This is a genomic window from Comamonas denitrificans (assembly GCF_042654745.1).
Lineage (GTDB): Bacteria > Pseudomonadota > Gammaproteobacteria > Burkholderiales > Burkholderiaceae_C > Comamonas > Comamonas denitrificans.
This window is the reverse complement of record NZ_JBHSEY010000034.1, coordinates 1-16941: the sequence shown is the minus strand read 5'-3', so window position 1 is coordinate 16941 and position 16941 is coordinate 1. Positions and strand designations below refer to the sequence as shown.

Annotated in this window: 15 protein-coding genes; 6 read left to right on the top strand and 9 right to left on the bottom strand. The window is 64.0% G+C overall.

The window, feature by feature from the left end; translation table 11 throughout:
- Positions 1-111: 111 nt before the first annotated feature.
- The gene (locus ACFO24_RS07425) at positions 112-1362 is read right to left on the bottom strand and encodes a multifunctional CCA addition/repair protein (protein ID WP_377737762.1); all 1251 of its coding nucleotides are present in this window, start codon (positions 1360-1362) and stop codon (positions 112-114) included.
- Positions 1363-1415: 53 nt separating this feature from the next.
- Between ACFO24_RS07425 and queC the strand changes: the two genes are divergently transcribed.
- Positions 1416-2141, top strand: coding sequence for a 7-cyano-7-deazaguanine synthase QueC (gene queC / locus ACFO24_RS07420; RefSeq protein ID WP_207575830.1), 726 nt, complete (start codon positions 1416-1418; stop codon positions 2139-2141).
- Between the two features lie 17 nt (positions 2142-2158).
- Here queC and aroB read toward each other — a convergent pair whose 3' ends face one another.
- Positions 2159-3271 (bottom strand): 3-dehydroquinate synthase, encoded by a 1113-nt coding sequence (gene aroB / locus ACFO24_RS07415; protein ID WP_377737761.1) that lies wholly within the window; start codon positions 3269-3271, stop codon positions 2159-2161.
- 69 nt (positions 3272-3340) lie between these two features.
- Complete coding sequence (locus ACFO24_RS07410; protein ID WP_207575832.1) at positions 3341-4147, bottom strand: UPF0149 family protein; 807 nt, start codon at positions 4145-4147, stop codon at positions 3341-3343.
- Between the two features lie 211 nt (positions 4148-4358).
- Between ACFO24_RS07410 and ACFO24_RS07405 the strand changes: the two genes are divergently transcribed.
- From ACFO24_RS07405 to ACFO24_RS07395, 3 genes are all read left to right on the top strand, one after another.
- Positions 4359-6095, top strand: a complete 1737-nt coding sequence (locus tag ACFO24_RS07405; protein ID WP_377737760.1) for an FMN-binding glutamate synthase family protein — start codon at positions 4359-4361, stop codon at positions 6093-6095.
- 28 nt (positions 6096-6123) lie between these two features.
- Positions 6124-6942 (top strand): RIO1 family regulatory kinase/ATPase domain-containing protein, encoded by an 819-nt coding sequence (locus tag ACFO24_RS07400; RefSeq protein WP_377737759.1) that lies wholly within the window; start codon positions 6124-6126, stop codon positions 6940-6942.
- Between the two features lie 114 nt (positions 6943-7056).
- Positions 7057-8676 (top strand): methyl-accepting chemotaxis protein, encoded by a 1620-nt coding sequence (locus ACFO24_RS07395; RefSeq protein ID WP_377737758.1) that lies wholly within the window; start codon positions 7057-7059, stop codon positions 8674-8676.
- Positions 8677-8830: 154 nt separating this feature from the next.
- Here the strand turns inward: ACFO24_RS07395 and ACFO24_RS07390 are convergent, their stop codons facing one another.
- The 6 genes from ACFO24_RS07390 to ACFO24_RS07365 all read right to left on the bottom strand — a co-directional run bounded on the left by ACFO24_RS07390 (position 8831) and on the right by ACFO24_RS07365 (position 15398).
- Positions 8831-9367: a CinA family protein gene (locus ACFO24_RS07390; protein ID WP_377737757.1), complete on the bottom strand. Its 537-nt coding sequence runs from the start codon at positions 9365-9367 to the stop codon at positions 8831-8833.
- 2 nt (positions 9368-9369) lie between these two features.
- Positions 9370-9849, bottom strand: a complete 480-nt coding sequence (locus ACFO24_RS07385; RefSeq protein ID WP_377737764.1) for a phosphatidylglycerophosphatase A family protein — start codon at positions 9847-9849, stop codon at positions 9370-9372.
- A gap of 158 nt (positions 9850-10007) precedes the next feature.
- Complete coding sequence (gene thiL / locus ACFO24_RS07380; protein ID WP_377737763.1) at positions 10008-10976, bottom strand: thiamine-phosphate kinase; 969 nt, start codon at positions 10974-10976, stop codon at positions 10008-10010.
- Positions 10977-11058: 82 nt separating this feature from the next.
- Positions 11059-12183 carry a YbdK family carboxylate-amine ligase gene (locus ACFO24_RS07375; RefSeq protein ID WP_377737756.1) on the bottom strand — a complete coding sequence of 375 codons (1125 nt, stop codon included), beginning with the start codon at positions 12181-12183 and terminating at the stop codon, positions 11059-11061.
- Entirely contained in the window at positions 12173-13375 is a 1203-nt protein-coding gene (locus tag ACFO24_RS07370; RefSeq protein ID WP_377737755.1) for a cation:proton antiporter, read from the bottom strand. The genes ACFO24_RS07375 and ACFO24_RS07370 overlap by 11 nt, the downstream gene beginning before the upstream one ends.
- Before the next feature lie 46 nt (positions 13376-13421).
- A complete protein-coding gene (locus tag ACFO24_RS07365; RefSeq protein WP_377737754.1) occupies positions 13422-15398 on the bottom strand; it encodes a site-specific recombinase in 1977 nt (658 codons plus the stop codon).
- Between the two features lie 61 nt (positions 15399-15459).
- Here ACFO24_RS07365 and rpe point away from each other — a divergent pair, with 61 nt between their 5' ends.
- Positions 15460-16161: a ribulose-phosphate 3-epimerase gene (gene rpe / locus ACFO24_RS07360; RefSeq protein ID WP_377737752.1), complete on the top strand. Its 702-nt coding sequence runs from the start codon at positions 15460-15462 to the stop codon at positions 16159-16161.
- 105 nt (positions 16162-16266) lie between these two features.
- Positions 16267-16623, top strand: coding sequence for a tyrosine-type recombinase/integrase (locus ACFO24_RS07355; RefSeq protein WP_377737751.1), 357 nt, complete (start codon positions 16267-16269; stop codon positions 16621-16623).
- The last annotated feature ends 318 nt before the right edge of the window (positions 16624-16941 follow it).

The following is a 16941-nucleotide window of genomic DNA, read 5'->3' as shown; positions in this document are numbered from 1 at the left end:
CGCTCAAATCCGCGCCGCGATGCCCCGCTGCGCACGCCGTTGGCTACATGCGTGAAATATCCGGGCTAAAGCCATAAAACTTAATAACCACCAGCGAAACCAGCTCTCTTTTCAGGAAGAACCCCCGGTTTTCAGCCACTGCCCCAACGCCTGCACCCGCACCGCATCCACCGCCTGCCCAATCGCCGCGCCCTGCTTCCCCGCTGCCACGGCCTGCGCCGCAATCGGCCCGGTGGCCACGCCCAGCGCCACCGCCAGCGCCTGCTCCAAGCGCCCGCGCTGCGGATAGGCTGCAGCCTCAAACCCCCAGCGCCCCCGCGCATCGCATTCGCAGGCCCACAGCGCCTGGGCAAAGCGCTCGGGCTTGCGCAGCGCGTCGCAGCGCTGCAGCAGGCGCAGCACGGCGGCAGGGGACAAATCCAGGCTGCGGTGGATGTTGCCGTGCTCGTAGGCGACCAGCTCGGCCAACTCCTTGCACTCGCTGGGCACGCGCAGGCGCTGACACACCTGCCGCACCAGTTTGGCCCCGCGCTGCTCGTGGCCAATGTGGCGCGGCAGCACGTCGGCGGGTGTGGTGCCTTTGCCCAGGTCGTGGACCAGGCAGGCCCAGCGCACGGCCAGCGGTGCTTGCTGCTGCACGGCCTGGCCCAGCACCAGCATGGTGTGTAGGCCGGTATCGACCTCGGGGTGGTAATCAGCGCGTTGGGGCACGCCCCACAGGCGGTCCAGCTCGGGCAGCAGCACGGCCAGCGCTCCGCATGCGCGCAGCACGGCAAACATGCGTTCGGGCTGGGCCTGCATCAGCCCCCGGCTGATTTCCTGCCACACCCGCTCGGGCACCAGGTGGGCCACTTCGCCCGCTTGCACCATGGCCTGCATCAGCGCCATGGTTTCGGGGGCCACGCTAAAGTCGGTGAAGCGGGCGGCAAAGCGGGCCACGCGCAGGATGCGCACGGGGTCTTCGGCAAATGCCTCGGTCACATGGCGCAGCACTTTGGCCTGCAGGTCGGCCACACCGTGATAAGGGTCAAAAACGGCCTCAGCGCCCGTCCAGTCTGCGGGAGCAGCTATGGCATTGATAGTTAAATCGCGCCGCGCCAGGTCTTCTTCCAGCGTCACATCCGGGCTGGTATAGACGGTAAAGCCCTGGTAGCCGTGGCCGCTTTTGCGCTCGGTGCGGGCCAGGGCGTATTCCTCGTGCGTTTGCGGATGCAAAAAGACGGGAAAGTCCCGCCCCACCGGGGTAAAGCCCTGGGCCACCATGGCTTCGGGGGTGCCGCCCACCACCAGCCAATCACGGTCATGCACAGGCAGGCCGAGCAAGGCATCGCGCACTGCGCCACCAACTTGGTAAATCTTCATGGGCGCGAAGATTAACAGCCAGCGCCGCACAGCGCGGTGGTGTAATCGCCGCCATGCACACACGCGCCTTGGTTTTATTTTCCGGCGGGCAAGACTCGACCACCTGCCTGGCCCACGCCCTGACCCACTACGCCCACGTTGAAACCCTGGGTTTTGACTACGGCCAGCGCCACAGCGTAGAGCTGCAGGCCCGCCAAACGGTGCTGCAGCGCCTGCGCTGGCAGTTCCCCCATTGGGCGGCCCGCCTGGGCCCAGACCATGTGCTGAATGTGGATGTGATCGGGCAGATTGGCGGCTCGTCGCTGACCGAGGATGTGGCCATCGCCATGCAGCAAGATGGCCTGCCCAATACCTTTGTGCCGGGGCGCAACTTGCTGTTCATGACCCTGGCCGGGGCGCTGGCCTACCGCCGGGGGCTGCAGGTGCTGGTGACCGGGGTGAGTGAGGCCGATTTTTCCGGCTACCCCGATTGCCGCGACGACACCATGAAGGCCATGCAGCTGGCGCTGAACCTGGGGCTGGAGCGGCGCCTGCGCATCAGCACCCCACTGATGTGGCGCGACAAGGCGGCGGTGTGGCAATTGGCCTTTGAGCTGGGCGGCCAGGCATTGATTGACCTGATCGTGCAAGACAGCCACACCTGCTACCAAGGCACGCGCACGCCCCATGCCTGGGGCGCGGGCTGCGGGCAGTGCCCGGCGTGCCAGTTGCGCGCCAGTGGTTGGGAGCGTTGGCACCAGCCCCTGCCCCAGCAGGCTGGCCATCCAGCGGGCGCGTAAGGCTGCTGGGTTATGGGTTAAGCCGCCGGTGTGCAGCAGGTGGCAATCACCTCGCGCACCAGGGCATCGGGGGCGCTGCGCAGCACCGCTTTGCCCGGGCCATCAATCAGCACAAAGCGGATGTCGCCCGCCTCGGCTTTTTTGTCCACGCGCATATGGCTCAGGTAGGCTCCGGCGTTGTCTTGGGCATCAAGCACCGGGCCCCGCGTGGGCAGGCCGGCGCGTTCAATCAGGCGGGTGAGCCGCGCAACAAAATGCGCATCCACCAGCCCCAGGCGCTGCGACAAGTGCGCGGCCATCACCATGCCAGCGCCCACGCCTTCGCCATGCAGCCAGTGGCCGTAGCCCATGCCGGCCTCGATGGCGTGGCCAAAGGTGTGGCCAAAGTTGAGGATGGCGCGCAGGCCCGATTCTTTCTCGTCCTGCCCCACGACCCAGGCTTTGATCTCCACGCTGCGCTTGACGGCCTGGGCCAGCGCGGCGCGGTCTTGCTGGAGCAGCGCGTCCATGTGCTGCTCCAGCCAGGTGAAAAAAGCCATGTCGGCAATCGGCCCGTATTTGATGACCTCGGCCAGCCCGGCCGACAGTTCTTTGGCCGGCAACGTGGCCAAGCTATCGAGGTCGCACAGCACCAGGCGCGGCTGGTAAAAGGCGCCAATCATGTTTTTGCCCAGCGGGTGGTTGATGGCCGTTTTGCCGCCCACACTGGAATCGACCTGCGACAGCAGCGTGGTCGGAATCTGCACAAACGGCACGCCGCGCATATAGCTGGCGGCGGCAAAGCCGGTCATGTCACCAATCACGCCGCCGCCCAGGGCAAACAGCACGGTTTTGCGGTCACAGCCGTGGCCCAGCAGGTGGTCAAAAATTTGGTTCAGGGTGGCCCAGTCCTTGAACGCCTCACCATCGGGCAGCACCACTTGGCGCACCTGGGGGTAGTGCGCGGCCAGGGCCGCCTGCAGCTGGGCGGCATACAGCGGGGCCACCGTGGTGTTGGTGACCATCACGGCCTGCGTGGCCTTGGGGCACTGGGCAAAAATGGCGCTGCTCGAGAGCAGGCCGCTGCCAATCAAAATGGGGTAGGAGCGATCGCCCAGGTCAATGCCAACGCGGTGCAAAATTTCAGTCATAGTGGTGGTTTAAAAAAGGCAGACTCACGTGCGCAAGCGCAATAAAAATGAATGTGCCACGGTTATGGGTTACGCCCCGCAGCATTTTTTGTATTTTTTACCGCTGCCACAAGAGCACGGGTCGTTGCGGCCCGGTTGCACGCCTTTGACAATCGTTTCTTGCTGCGGGCCCAGGCTGCGCCAGGCTTGGCGCAGGTCGTAGATGCCCCAGATGGCATGGCCAAACGCATCAATGCGCGGTTGGCTGGTGGAGGCGGGGCCGTTCTCATCGTACAGGTTGTGCGCGGGTTTGCCGGTGTCGTCTTCGGTGAGGGCGACGATCTGCTCTAGGGCGTTGTCAATCATCTGCGCCGCTTCTTTGTCGCGTGGCAAGGCCCAGTCGGCCTCCCAGTTTTCCACGGCAAACATAAAGCCCAGCGCCCAAACTTGGGCCAGCGAGGGGATGGGCTCATCGCCAATCTCGGCCTGCTCTTCGGCGCTCATCATCAGCACGGCCCCCCGGGTGTCCAGCACCTCGGGGGAGAAGGCATCGTCCTCCTCCAGGCTGTGGGTGGGGCGGTCCAGCTGGCGCAGGATTTCGGCCAGCCGCGCTTGTGCCAGTTCTAAAAAGCGGGTTTGCTGCGCCTCGGTGCCAAAAACGGGCAGCTGGGGCAGGGGCGCATGGGCCGGCAAAGGCTCACCATCGCCCAGCAGCATGGGCAGCCATTCGTGTACGCCAATGGGACGGCGGGTGCAGGCAACGGCGGTGAGAAAGCCGTCACAAAACTCCCACTGGGGGACTTCTTCATGGGTTTCGCGCAGCGCGGCGAGCAGGTCGTCCAGCTCTTGCAGGGTGGTTTCGTCCAGTGCGGGGGGGAAGGAAATGGCGGTGGTCATGAGTGAAATTTCAAACGGTATGCATGCCAAGCATGCAGATTTTGGTGGTGAAGGGGCTTGCTGAGGCGGCCAAGGACAGTCAGCCCTGCGTAAGCGCACAATCGCTGCCTTCGCCATGGCAGGCATCGCCAGATGCGCATAACACCATGGCGTGGCAGTGCGTTTGGCAGTGTAGCCCGAGCCACTGGATTGTCCCCTCTTGGAGCTTTGTATGTCCGCTGCGTCTGGCCGTTTTCCGGGCCTGTTTCCTATTCGCTATACGGTGCTGGTGCTGTGCGCCGTAGGCACCATCACCGGCCTGGGAGCGGCCCTCGCGTGGGGCGGGTGGTGGTGGCTGCTGCCGCTGGTGCTGGGGGCGCTCAGTGCGGTTGGCGTGCAGGATTTGCGCCAAACGCGCCATGCCGTGCTGCGTAATTACCCGGTGATTGGGCATATGCGTTTTATGCTGGAGTTCATCCGCCCGGAGATTCGCCAGTATTTCATTGAGGGCGACCATGAGAACCTGCCCTTTTCGCGCGCGCAGCGCTCGCTGGTGTACCAGCGCAGCAAGGGCGTGTCCGACAGCCGCCCCTTTGGCACGCTGCTGGATGTGAGCGCCCCAGGCTACGAGTGGGTGAACCACTCCATGGTGCCGACCAAGCTGGCCTCGCAAGATTTTCGGACGTGGATTGGCGGCACGCCGGGCCAGCCTTTACCTGGTGCAGAGGTGTGTACCCAGCCCTACCATGCCAGCGTGTTCAATATTTCGGCCATGAGCTTTGGGGCTTTGTCCGCCAATGCCGTGCTGGCCCTGAACCTGGGCGCACGCACAGGCGGCTTTGCCCATGACACGGGCGAAGGCTCCATCAGCAAATACCACCGCGAGCATGGTGGCGATTTGATCTGGCAAATTGCCTCGGGCTACTTTGGCTGCCGCAACCCCGATGGCACGTTCAGCGATGAAAAATTTGTGGAAAACGCCCGCGATCCACAGGTCAAGATGATTGAGCTCAAGCTCAGCCAAGGGGCCAAGCCCGGCCATGGCGGCATGTTGCTGGGGGCCAAAGTGACCCCGGAAATTGCCGCCGCACGGGGCATTCCGGTGGGGCAAGATTGCATCAGCCCACCGTTTCACAGCGCGTTTTCGACCCCGCTGGAGCTGATGCACTTCATTGGGCGGCTGCGTCGCCTCTCCGGCGGCAAGCCCGTGGGCATCAAGCTGTGCATTGGCCACCCTTGGGAATGGTTTGCCATGGTCAAGGCCATGCTGCAGACCGACATTACGCCGGACTTCATCGTCGTCGATGGGGCCGAGGGCGGCACCGGCGCGGCACCGGTCGAATTCACCGACCACGTGGGCGTGCCGCTGCAAGAGGGGCTGATTTTGGTGCACAACACCCTGGTGGGCGTGAAGCTGCGCGATCGCATCAAGATTGGTGCGGCGGCCAAGGTGATTACCGCCTTTGACATCGCCCGCATGATGGCCCTGGGGGCCGATTGGTGCAATGCGGGGCGGGGCTTCATGCTGGCGCTGGGCTGCATTCAGGCGCAAACCTGCCACACCGGCTTTTGCCCCACGGGGGTGACCACGCAAGACCCGGTGCGCCAAAAAGCCCTGGTTGTGCCCGACAAAGCCATGCGTGTGGCCAACTTTCACCGCAATACCATGCATGCGCTGATGGAGCTGGTGCAAGCCGCAGGCCTGCACGCACCGGGCGAAATCACCGCCCACCACATCGTGCGGCGCATCAACGATGCCGAAGTGCACCTGCTTTCTCAACTTATCATGCAGGTGCGCCCCGGGGTGCTGCTGGGGTCGTTGCACCGCCAGCACCGCGTGTTTCGCCTGTACTGGCCGCTGGCCAAGGCAGACAGCTTTCAGATAGCGCCACCACCCTTGGTGCCCTCCGCACCCAAGCCCTCGTTGGCGGCCCAACGGGCCAAAACAGAAGGGTCGGCGCTGTCCTAGTCTGAAGAATCTGAACAAAGGATCGTGTGTGCCAACTGAGGCAGCGGCAGCGCCCGCACTGGATTTCGCGGCATTTTTAGCCAGTCACGCCCCCCACCAAACGGCGCTGGTACAGCGCTACCAATGGCAGGGGCACAGCCTGTGGCTGAAACGCGCCGGGCCCGCCCACCCGGCATGGCGCTATCGCGCCCTGGCGTGGGTCTCCCACTGGCTGCAGGTGCCGGCGCTGCAGCCCGTGCCCAATCCCGGCGGCGTGCAGGCCATTGCCACCGAGGTGCAGCGCTTGCAAACCCTGGCGGCCTGCGGCCTGCGCGTGCCCGCCGTGGTGGCGGTGAGTAAGCAGGCCTTTGTCATGCGTGATTTGGGCCAAGCAGGCCAGCCCGTGCAAAGCCTGGGCCATGCGCTGGAACAGGCGGGAACTGCGGCGGCCACCTTGGCGCTGTGGCAGCGTGGCTTGCAGGCCTTGGCGCAAGTGCATGGCCAAGGCCAGTGCCTAAGCCAGGCCTTTGCCCGCAATATGGTGCTCTGCGCCGATGGGGGCATTGGCTTGATTGATTTTGAGGACGACCCCGCCGCCCACCTGCCCTTGCCCCTGTGCCAAGTGCGCGATGTGCTGTGCTACGTGCATTCCACCGCGTGGATTTTGGCCCGCGTTCAGGCCTTGCCCCAGGCCCAGGCGACCTGGCAGCAGGCCCTGGCCCAGTGGTCGCCGCCGGTGCAGCAAGCCTTGGCCGCAACGCAGCAGCGCTTGGGCCTGCTGGGCAAACTGCCCCGCTCACGCCGCCTGGGGCGCGATGCCTTGCGGCTGCGCATGGCCTGGACGTTGTTGGCGGGCAACAATGTCTAAAACTACTGGTTATTTAAAAAAGCTAATAAAAGACAGTAACGCATTGTAAGTTTCTATGCTTTGGGCGTTGGCGTTGCAGAGCTGACGTTTTCTTTTTTGTTGAGGTTGCAAACCATGGCGTCTTTGTGGAATAGCTGGCGAATTACGCACCGTTTTATTGCGATGTTGGCGGCATTTGTGGTGTCGATCTTGGTGGTCGCTGGGATTGGTTTATCGGGGATGGCCTCGGCGCGAGATGATTTGCGCCAGCTGTACGAAGGCGCCATGGTGCGCTCGCAAATGGCCGAGCAAATTGTGCAAATCCAAAATGACACACGCTTGCAAGTGCTGCTGGCGTTTCAACATGCGCCTGGCAGTGAATTGGCAGAGGCCCACGACCATCCCATCCAGGTGCACTTAGACGCTATTGCCACCAACCAAAGTACCGCCATTGGGGTCCATAAAACCTTGGTGGAGGACAGTCAAACCGACGAAGAACGCACCTTGCTGGACGAAGCCACCAAAGCCCGCCAGGCTTGGCGGCCCAAGCTGGCACAGGCCCTGGAGGCGATTAATCGCAATGATTTCAGCGCCCAGGTGATGGGCGACTTTTTGGAAGCCGCGCGCAACGAAGGCACCCAGGTACACATGACCATGGAAGCCTTTCGTGCCCACCAGCTGATCCGGGCCAGCACCCTCTATAACCATGCCGAAGAACGCTACGCGCTGGCGCTGTGGATTTTTGGTGGTGCCGCCTTGCTGCTGGTGCTGCCCTCGGTGCTGCTGGCCTTGGCCCTGCTCACACGCTTGAAGGGTGGGTTCATGACCGCCAGTACGGCGCTCAAGCAAATTGCGGACAACGATTTGTCCCACCCTGTGCCCCACAGTGGCACGGATGAAATTGGCTGCATGCTGCAGCACATGGAGGGCATGCGCTCGAACTTGTCGCGCGCGGTCGGCAATGTCAAAACCGGGGCGGAGGCCATTGCCAGCGCCTCGGCCCAGGTGGCCGCGGGCACGCTGGACCTGTCCTCGCGCACCGAGCAACAGGCCAGCGCCCTGGAAGAAACGGCTTCGGCCACGGAAGAGCTCTCCAGCACCGTGCAGCAAAACGCGGACAACGCGGTGCAGGCCAATGAACTGGCCGGTGAGGCACGGCGCATGGCGCAAAACGGGGGCGATATCGTCGGGCAGATGGTCAGCACCATGGCCGAGATCAACCAATCGGCGAAAAAGATTGTGGACATCATCAGCGTGATTGATGGCATTGCCTTCCAGACCAACATCTTGGCGCTGAATGCCGCCGTTGAAGCGGCCCGCGCCGGCGAGCAAGGCCGGGGCTTTGCCGTGGTGGCCGGCGAGGTGCGCTCACTGGCCGGGCGCAGTGCCGAAGCCGCCCGCGAGGTGCAGGCCTTGATCACCGATGCCGTGAACAAGGCCGAAATGGGCAACGCCCAAGCGGCGCAGGCCGGCACGTCGATGCAAGAAATCGTCAGCAGCATCCAGCGCGTGGCGGACATCGTCGATGAGATTGCCCTGGCCAGCCGGGAGCAGGCCTCGGGCTTGGCGCAAATCAACCAGGCGGTCAGCCACCTTGATGGCGGAACCCAGCAAAACGCGGCGCTGGTGGAGCGGTCCTCGGCCGCCGCTGCCGCCTTGCAGCAGCAGGCCCACCACCTGGCCGAGGTGGCCGACACCTTCCGCCTGGAAGAGCAGGCGGGCTTGCGCCGCCCCGACTTGACCGCCTTGCGCTAAACAAGAAAGCAAAAACAATAGCGCTTACCGCTTATCAAAACTAAAAATTACAATAAAAATAGCTGCCAGTGCTTGTAAATAAAGCGCTAGCAGCTATTTTTTTATTCTTATTTTTTTGGGGGGTGCGGCGGGGTGGGCTGGGGGCCAACAGCGTTTACGGTCTTTGTCCCAGATCGGTCTTGGCCCCTTGTGCCGCAATGATTTTTTCAAGCTGCAACAAAGCCTGGTAAACCGCTTGCGCCCGCACGCTGCTGCGTGGGCCGTCAAAGTGAAAGCACTGGCTGCGGACCACGCCATCCACCCACCAGCCCAGCCACACGGTGCCCACCGGCTTGTCTGGGCTACCGCCGTCTGGCCCGGCAATGCCGGTGCTGGCCACGGCAATGGGAACCTGGGCGTGCAGGGCCGCGCCGTGCGCCATAGCGCGCACAACCGGCTCGCTGACGGCACCGTGCGTGGCGATCAGTTCGGCCGGTACGCCAAGCAATTGCGTTTTAGCGGCATTGGAATAAGTGACAAAGCCGCGCTCAAACCAGCGGCTGGAGCCGGCGATGTCGGTGCAAGCGGCGGCAATCAAGCCACCGGTGCAGCTTTCGGCGCTGGCCAGCATCCAGCGGCGTTGCTGCAATTGCTGGCCCAGGGTGGTCACCAGGGCGCTCAAGTCCTGGGGGGGGTTGGGGTTGTGGGGCATGTTCACCATAGTCCGAAGTGCCGCCCGGCCGCCAGCACCAGCAGGGTGCAAAAAGCGGCGACCAGGTCGTCAAACAGAATCCCCCAGCCACCGCGCCAGCCGCTGCCTTTAAAGCATTGGTCGGCCCAGCGCACGGGGTGGGGCTTGGCCGCATCGAACAGGCGAAACAGCGCAAAGGCCAGCAGCTGCCCGTGCCAGCTGGCCGGGGCCAAGAGCCACAAAATGAGCCACATGGCGACCACTTCATCCCAGACGATGCAGCCCGGGTCATCGCGGCCCAGGTTGCGGGCGGTAATGGTGCAGGCCCACCAGCCGATGGGCAGGGACAGGGCAATCAGCCCCCCCAGCTGCGCAGGGCTGAACACCTGTTGCAGCAGCACAAACACCCCCCAGGCCCACAGCGTGCCCGCGGTGCCGGGGGCGATGGGCGAGAGGCCGCTGCCAAAGCCCAACCCCAGCCAATGGGCCGGGTGGCGCAGCATAAAAGCCAGGGTGGGGCGTGTGGGAGCGGCAGCGGCCGCCGGGGCGCTGCGGGTGGCCGCATCGGGCGCTGCGCCCGCATCTTCTGGGTAGGGGATGAAGCGCTTGGGCTGCACGTCCTGGATGGAGGGGGGTGCATCAAAAGAACGGGGCATGGGCGTTAGGCAAAGTGGTCAAAACCGGGCCAGCGCTGCTGCAGGCGCTCGCCCTGGGGGCCAAAAATGCGGATGCCCGGCATGGCTTCGATGGTGCCAATGCGGGTGACCGGGGTGGCGCTGGCTTGGCTGGCCGCGGCAACGGCGCTGCGCTGGGCGTGGGGGGCGGTAAAGCACAGCTCGTAATCATCCCCCCCGGCCAGGGTGCAGGCATCAATGCGGCTGCTGGCCATGGCCCGCAGCAGGGGGTGGTGGCTGGCGGCCAGCAGGGGGCGGGTGGTGGCCACCTCAATGCTGGCCCCCACATGGCTGGCGTGCAGGATGTGGTTCAGGTCGCCCAGCAGCCCATCGCTCACGTCCAGGGCGCTGCTGGCAATGCCGCGCAGCGCCTGGCCCAGGGCCACGCGCGGGGTGGGCGCTTCCAGGCGCTGGCGGGCCTGGGCCAAGACGGGGGGCGGCAGCATGTGCTGGCGCTGCAGCGCATCCAACGCCAAGCGGGCATCGCCCAGGGTGCCGCTGACCCAGATATCGTCGCCCACCTGGGCACCGCTGCGCAAAATGGCTTGGCCGCTGGGCACTTCCCCAAACACGGTGATGCAGATGGTGAGCGGGCCTTGCGTGGTGTCGCCGCCGATGAGTTCGCAGTCGTGGGCTTCGGCCAGGGCGAACAGCCCTTCGCTGAAGGCTTGGCACCAGGCCTCGTCGCTGTGCGGCAGGGCCAAGGCCAGGGTAAAGGCCAGGGGTTGGGCCCCGCAGGCGGCCAAGTCCGACAAATTGACGGCCAGCGCCTTGTGGCCCAGCAGGCGGGGGGCCACGTCGGGCAAAAAGTGGCGGCCTTGCACCAGCATGTCGCTGGAGACGGCCAGCTGCATGCCGGGGCGCGGGGCCAGCAGGGCGCAGTCGTCGCCCACGCCCAAGGGGCTGCGGTGGGCTGGGCGCTGAAAGAAGCGCTGAATGAGGTCAAATTCGCCCAAGGGTTGCTTCATAAAGGGGAGCTTTCAACGCTTTAAATATAAGCGTTAGAGGCCAAAATCATATAAAAAATCAGCCGTTTTGTCACGGTTGCATGGGCGGGACTTGGCGAAAGCGCAGCGCCGCTTGGCGCGAGACTTCGCCCAGCAGCGGCGTGTGCGCCTGGCATTCGCGCAGCCAGTGGGCATCGTTGTGGCGCTGCTCGACGCTGGTGCGCAGCAGGGCAAAGTCGCTGTGCGCGTAGGGGGCGATGGTGTCCATGGTGCGCAAAATATGCTCGGCCAGCGACAGGTGCGCCCCGTTGGCCGGATCGACGTACACCCCCTCCAGCCCAAAGCGGCAGGCCTGAAAGCGGTTGAAGGTGTACACGAGGTAATCGTCCTCGCAGGGCGTAAAGGGCTGGGTGTCCAAAAACCAGGCCCCCAGCGCTTGCACGTAGGCGGCCAGGGCGGCCGCGCGTTCGATGGAGAGTGGGGTGTCAAAGACGCGGATTTCGATGGTGCCAAATTCGGGCTTGGGGCGGATGTCCCAGTAAAAATCCTTCATGCCCTGCACCACGCCGGTGGCCGTCATTTTGTTGAAATACTGGCCAAACTCGGCCCAAGTCAGCACGCACGGGGCGCGGCCCGACAGGGGAAAGGCGAACACCGAGTTGAGCCGCGCCGAATCAAACGCTGTGTCCTGCCCCTGCACAAAGGGGCTGGAGGCCGACAGCGCAATGCAGTGCGGGATGTAGCGGCTCATGCGGTGCAGCATGAGCAAGGCGGCATCGGCATCGGGGCAGCCAATGTGGACGTGCTGGCCAAAAATGGTGAACTGCTTGGTCAGGTAACCGTACAGTTTGGAGAGCTGGTGAAACCGCTCTTTTTCATAAATGCGCCGCTCGTGCCACTGCTGAAAGGGGTGGGTGCCGCCCCCGGCAATGGCGATGTTGAGCTTGTCGGCGCAGGCCACCAGGGCATTGCGAATTTGCGTCAGCTGCGCCAGCGCATCGGCCCCGTCCTGGCAGATGCCGGTGGAGATTTCGATCATGCTGCGCGTCATCTCCGGCACCACGGTGCCGGGCAAATCGGGGTGGTGCTGGCGCATCAGGCGCAGCATGTCGGCCGCGTAGGGGGTCAGGTCGTAGTCGTGGGTGCTCAGCAGTTGCAGCTCCAGCTCCACGCCCAGGGTCAGCGGTTGTGAAGGGGCAAAGGCTTCAAGCGTCATGGCGCACTCCCAAGGTATCGCGGGCCTCGCCAGCGCGGCGCAGCGCCCAGGTGGCGGCCATGGCCCCGAGCAGTTCCATTAAAAGAATAGTTGGTAGCGCAATGCCAGCAATGGTTTCACCGCCACTAATGGTTGTAAATGGCACCGTCATTATGAGTGCTACTGCAGATAAAGGAGCCATGGTGCAGGCCGTCCACAGCGTTTGCCGCCAATGGGTGTGGCTGCCCCAGTGCCCCAGGCCAATGCCCACGGTTTTGGCCACCAAGCGCAAGCCCACCAAGGCCAGCACGGCCAACGGGATGCTGCCCGTCCACGGCGCATGGGCGGCCACGGCGGCCACCAGCACAAACACCACCATGCCCAGCAAAGCGCTGATGCTGCCCAGCGCCTGCGTCCACGGCAGCGGCTGGGGGCGGAAAAACTTCAGCACCATGCCCGCCAGCAGCGCCGCCAAGGGGGCCGAGCCGCCCAGGCCACTGGCGCTGGCCGCCGTGGCCGCAATCAGCGCCAGCAGCACGATGGCGGTGTTTTGGCTCAAGGGGCTCATCCAGCGCAGCACGGCATGAATCAGGGCAAACAACACGCCCGCCACCACGGCCGACACCAGCAGCACCTGCAGCACCGGGGTGATGTCGTGCCACAGCGACTCTTGCGGATTGGCAAAAATCTGCGCCTTGGCCGCACTGAGCACCAGGGCGTACAGGGTGGACAAGGTGGACAGGGTCAGCGCCCGGTCAGTCACCGCCCCGGCGGCGCGGGTATCGGCAATCACGCGGCTGAGCAGCACCGGGGAGGCGGCCATGGCAATCAGGCCCAGCGGCCCGGCACTGCGGGCCTCCACCCCCACCGCCTGCAGGCCGTAAAACACGGCCGCGTAGGTCAGGCTGGCCTCCAGCACGCTTTGCACCAGCACCATGGGGTTGTGTACAAACCAGCGCACATTGATGCGCGCACCGCACTCAAACAGCACCACGGCAATGCCCAGCTCAAGCAGCAACAGCACCGGCCCGTGCAAGGGCCACAGCGCGGCCCCCAAACCAAAAAATCCGGCAATGCTGCCCACTGCGGCATAGCCCAGCACCCTGGGCAGGCCCAACTGGCGCTGGCAGGCATAGCCCACCAGCGCGGCCAGCGCCAGCACCAACGACCACTGGATGGCGGGCAGGTGGCTGGCAGCAAGGGGTTCGATCATGGCGCAAATCCTTTCGTTGTCGGCTCCGCCATGGGCTTCTGGGGCCTTAGGGCAAGAAGAAGCTGCTTGGCTTGGAGCGCAAGCGTTGGCGGATGGCAGCGTAAATGCGCGAGCGCTCTACGCCGTTAATGTTGTGGGCCCGCAAGGCCATGCGAAACGCCAGATAAAAACTGACGATCACGTTCAGCGCCCCATTCAGCGGCAGCAGGGCCAAGGCCCACCAAAACGCCGGCAGGGCAAGCACGCCCAGGCCAAACGTGGCGCTGGCCACCCCCAGCTGGCCCGACGAGAGGGTGACGTGGCGCACCTCCAACCCCAGGCCAAAAAACGCCGCAATCGCCGGGGTCAGCCCCAGCATCATGCCCAGAGAGATATTGGCGGCAAAGCCCGAGATATTGGCCCGCCAAAAATCCCCCCAGCGCTTGGCACGGCCCTTGCCCAGCCAGCGGGTGAAACCGGGGTTATACCGTATCGCTGAATCCAGGCGGCGCAAAACAAACCAGTTTTCCACCCAGCCGGCGATCAAACTGCTGGCAAACAACAGCACCCCGGTGTAGGCGGCAAACAGGGCCGAAGGGCCCAAGACGTGCAAAGAATCCAGGGTCGATTGCGCATGGGCCGCATCCAGCGGGGTCGCGCCAAACATCTGCCACCACAGCAAGGACAAAACCAGCGCGGCCGGAAAGACCACCAGCACGTTGCCCAAAATGGCCGCCACCTGGGTGCGCACCAGGTTGGCAACCTCATCGACAAACGCCTCTAAGGTGTGGGTGGCATCCTCACTGGACTGCATGTCTTTGAGCTTGGCCGCCATGGCCGGGGCCGTCATCGCGGGCTGTTTGGTGGCCACCGTCCAGTGCAGCAGCTGAATCAGCACAAAGCTGATGGAGTAATTCACCCCGGCCCAAAACCCGCCCCAAAAGGCCGAAAACGCCAGCGCCGCCAAGCCAAATTTCAGCAGCGTGGTGACCGACATCAACAGCCCGCCCCCGGCAGCACGGCGCACCATTTGCAGGTATTCGCTGCGGTTGTGGCTGATGTAGTGCTCGCCGGTTTCGGCGCTGCGCTCGGTCACCTTGGCCGCCAGCAGGGATGAGTTGGTCGCCCACAGGTTGCGCAGGCTGCGCCGGTCGCGCCCCACACTGACAAAACCGGCCAGCAGCCGCGCCGCCTCTTGCTCCGGGTGTTCGCTGGTCAGGCAAGAGAGCAGTTGGCGCACGCGCACGATGCGGGTGCGCACCTGGCGCAAGCGAAACACCAGCCCCACCGAAATCCCCTCTGCGGCAAAGTGTTGGTACACTGTACCAATGGCCGCGCGGCAAGCATCCAGGCGTTCGCGCAGGCGCTGCTCGGCCTGCTCCAGTCGTTCGGGCGTGCGCACGCCGTGGACAAATTCGATCCGAAAACTCTCCACATCGTGAATCAGCGCGTGAAAGGGCTGCTCCTCGCGGGCCTCTTCGCTCATGCGCAGGCGCAGCTCGGGCGAAAAGCCATTGGCCAAAATTTGTCCGGCGCAGTAGGTAATCGCCCCCAACAGGGCGTGGCGCCAAAAGCCAATGCCCTGCTGGGCCTCCTCGGGCACCAGCAGCGCCGCCAAGCGCTGCAGCAGCGGCTCGGGCAAAGCGGTAAGCCAGCGGGCATCGAACTCGTGCGGCAGCGCAATCGAGAACAACTCAGCCGCGTCAATCGTCTCCGGCGTGCCCGGCAGCAATTTCAAGCGCAGGCGTTCGGTCAGCTCCGTCACCATCGCCGTGCGGGGCGCAAAACCAAAGTCGGCCAGCAAGGTGGTGATGTCCACCGTGGCGCTAAAGCGCTGCCACCACAGTTGCAAACGCAGGCGCAAAGCCTCATCGGCTTCAAACGCCGCGACAAAAGATTCTGCCTTGGCCATCGCCACCTCAATCGAGGGCGCGGCCGAGCGCATCCAGTGCAGCACATGAATCAGCCACAGGTGGCGTTCTGCCAACTCGGCATGGGGATCAAGTTCCGCCAGCAGGGCGGGGAGGTCGTAAGAAGAGCGCATAAGGCGCTAATGTAAATGAGGCATCCGCCCAAGCCTGCGACAATTGCGCCCCATGAGCCGCATGAATACCCCCTCCCCCACCGCCCCGACCTACCGCATTGCCCCGTCCATTTTGTCCGCCGACTTTGCCCGCCTGGGCGAGGAGGTGCGCAACGTGATTGCCGCCGGTGCCGACTGGATTCACTTTGACGTGATGGACAACCACTATGTGCCCAATCTGACCTTTGGCCCCATGGTCTGCCAGGCGCTCAAACCCCATGCCGTCACCCCCAGCGGCCAGCCCGTGCCAATTGACGTGCACCTGATGGTGCAACCCGTCGATGCGCTGGCCCAGGCCTTTGCCCAGGCCGGGGCCGACCTGATCAGCTTTCACCCCGATGCCAGCGCCCATGTGCACCGCAGCATCCAGGCCATCAAAGCGGCCGGCTGCCAGCCGGGCCTGGTCTTCAACCCGGCCATGCCGCTGGATGTGCTCGATTGGGTAATTGAAGACATCGACCTGATTTTGCTGATGAGCGTGAACCCCGGTTTTGGCGGGCAAAGCTTTATTGATAGCACCTTGCGCAAGGTGGAAGCCGCTCGCAAGCGCATTGAAGCCTGCGGCAAAGACATTCGCCTGGAAGTTGATGGCGGCATCAAAGCCAGCAACATCCGCGCCGTGGCCGACGCTGGTGCCGACACCTTCGTGGCGGGCAGTGCCATCTTTGGCAAACCCGACTACCAGGCCGAGATCAACGCCATGCGGGCAGCACTGGCCCGATAAGCACCACCAGATCGGCTGAGTACCCTGGCGAGAGAGTCCTGCCGCATGCCTTGCGGCGGCACTGGCCGCAAGCGCCATGCAGCCTGATCTTGCCCCGCCTTCGGTTTGGACGGTGCCCATGGCCGCCGCATCTGGAGATACCGTCAAAAGTACCGGGCCATTGACGGCCTGCGCGAGAACACCATCAATGCCGCCCTGCGGCGCATGGGCTATAGCACCAAAGAAAACATCACCGGCCACGGCTTTCGGGCCACGGCCCGCACTATCTTGGATGAGCGCCTGGGCTTTGACCGGGCCGCCATCGAGGCCCAGCTGGCCCACAGCGCAAAAGACCTAAACGGCCGCGCCTACAACCGCACCGAATTTGTGGAGCAGCGCCGCACCATGCTGCAAGCCTGGGCCAACTACCTGGACACCTTGCGCCAGGGCAATGTGCTGCCACTGCGGGCACACAGCGGCTAGGCACGGCCACAGCCCCTTAGCCAAGCCACCACCAGCCGCCCTCCGGGGCGGCTTTTTTGTGCCTGCGCGCCAAAGAAATGTCAGGTTTTTACAACGAAACGCAACCCCGGCTGTGTTCCCGCAAAACCCTGGAAACGTGGGAACAAACAAGGCGAAAAGGCTGGAAACGCTGATCTAACATGTGCTAGCTGCTATCAAAAGCTGTGGGAACAGAATGGGAGCAGGGTGAGAACAAATTCATAGAGCTTTAAGGAAATCCTGCAAAACCCTCCGCAATGTTTGGTACATGTCAGCATGCAATGGCATCCTCACAGGCCA

What these genes read in the sequence shown, in the direction of transcription:
- ACFO24_RS07425 (WP_377737762.1), bottom strand. Translation starts at nt 1,362, where the DNA reads ATGAAGATTTACCAAGTTGGTGGCGCAGTGCGCGATGCCTTGCTCGGC.
- queC (WP_207575830.1), top strand. Translation starts at nt 1,416, where the DNA reads ATGCACACACGCGCCTTGGTTTTATTTTCCGGCGGGCAAGACTCGACC.
- aroB (WP_377737761.1), bottom strand. Translation starts at nt 3,271, where the DNA reads ATGACTGAAATTTTGCACCGCGTTGGCATTGACCTGGGCGATCGCTCC.
- ACFO24_RS07410 (WP_207575832.1), bottom strand. Translation starts at nt 4,147, where the DNA reads ATGACCACCGCCATTTCCTTCCCCCCCGCACTGGACGAAACCACCCTG.
- ACFO24_RS07405 (WP_377737760.1), top strand. Translation starts at nt 4,359, where the DNA reads ATGTCCGCTGCGTCTGGCCGTTTTCCGGGCCTGTTTCCTATTCGCTAT.
- ACFO24_RS07395 (WP_377737758.1), top strand. Translation starts at nt 7,057, where the DNA reads ATGGCGTCTTTGTGGAATAGCTGGCGAATTACGCACCGTTTTATTGCG.
- ACFO24_RS07390 (WP_377737757.1), bottom strand. Translation starts at nt 9,367, where the DNA reads ATGCCCCACAACCCCAACCCCCCCCAGGACTTGAGCGCCCTGGTGACC.
- ACFO24_RS07385 (WP_377737764.1), bottom strand. Translation starts at nt 9,849, where the DNA reads ATGCTGCGCCACCCGGCCCATTGGCTGGGGTTGGGCTTTGGCAGCGGC.
- ACFO24_RS07375 (WP_377737756.1), bottom strand. Translation starts at nt 12,183, where the DNA reads ATGACGCTTGAAGCCTTTGCCCCTTCACAACCGCTGACCCTGGGCGTG.
- ACFO24_RS07370 (WP_377737755.1), bottom strand. Translation starts at nt 13,375, where the DNA reads ATGATCGAACCCCTTGCTGCCAGCCACCTGCCCGCCATCCAGTGGTCG.
- ACFO24_RS07365 (WP_377737754.1), bottom strand. Translation starts at nt 15,398, where the DNA reads ATGCGCTCTTCTTACGACCTCCCCGCCCTGCTGGCGGAACTTGATCCC.
- rpe (WP_377737752.1), top strand. Translation starts at nt 15,460, where the DNA reads ATGAATACCCCCTCCCCCACCGCCCCGACCTACCGCATTGCCCCGTCC.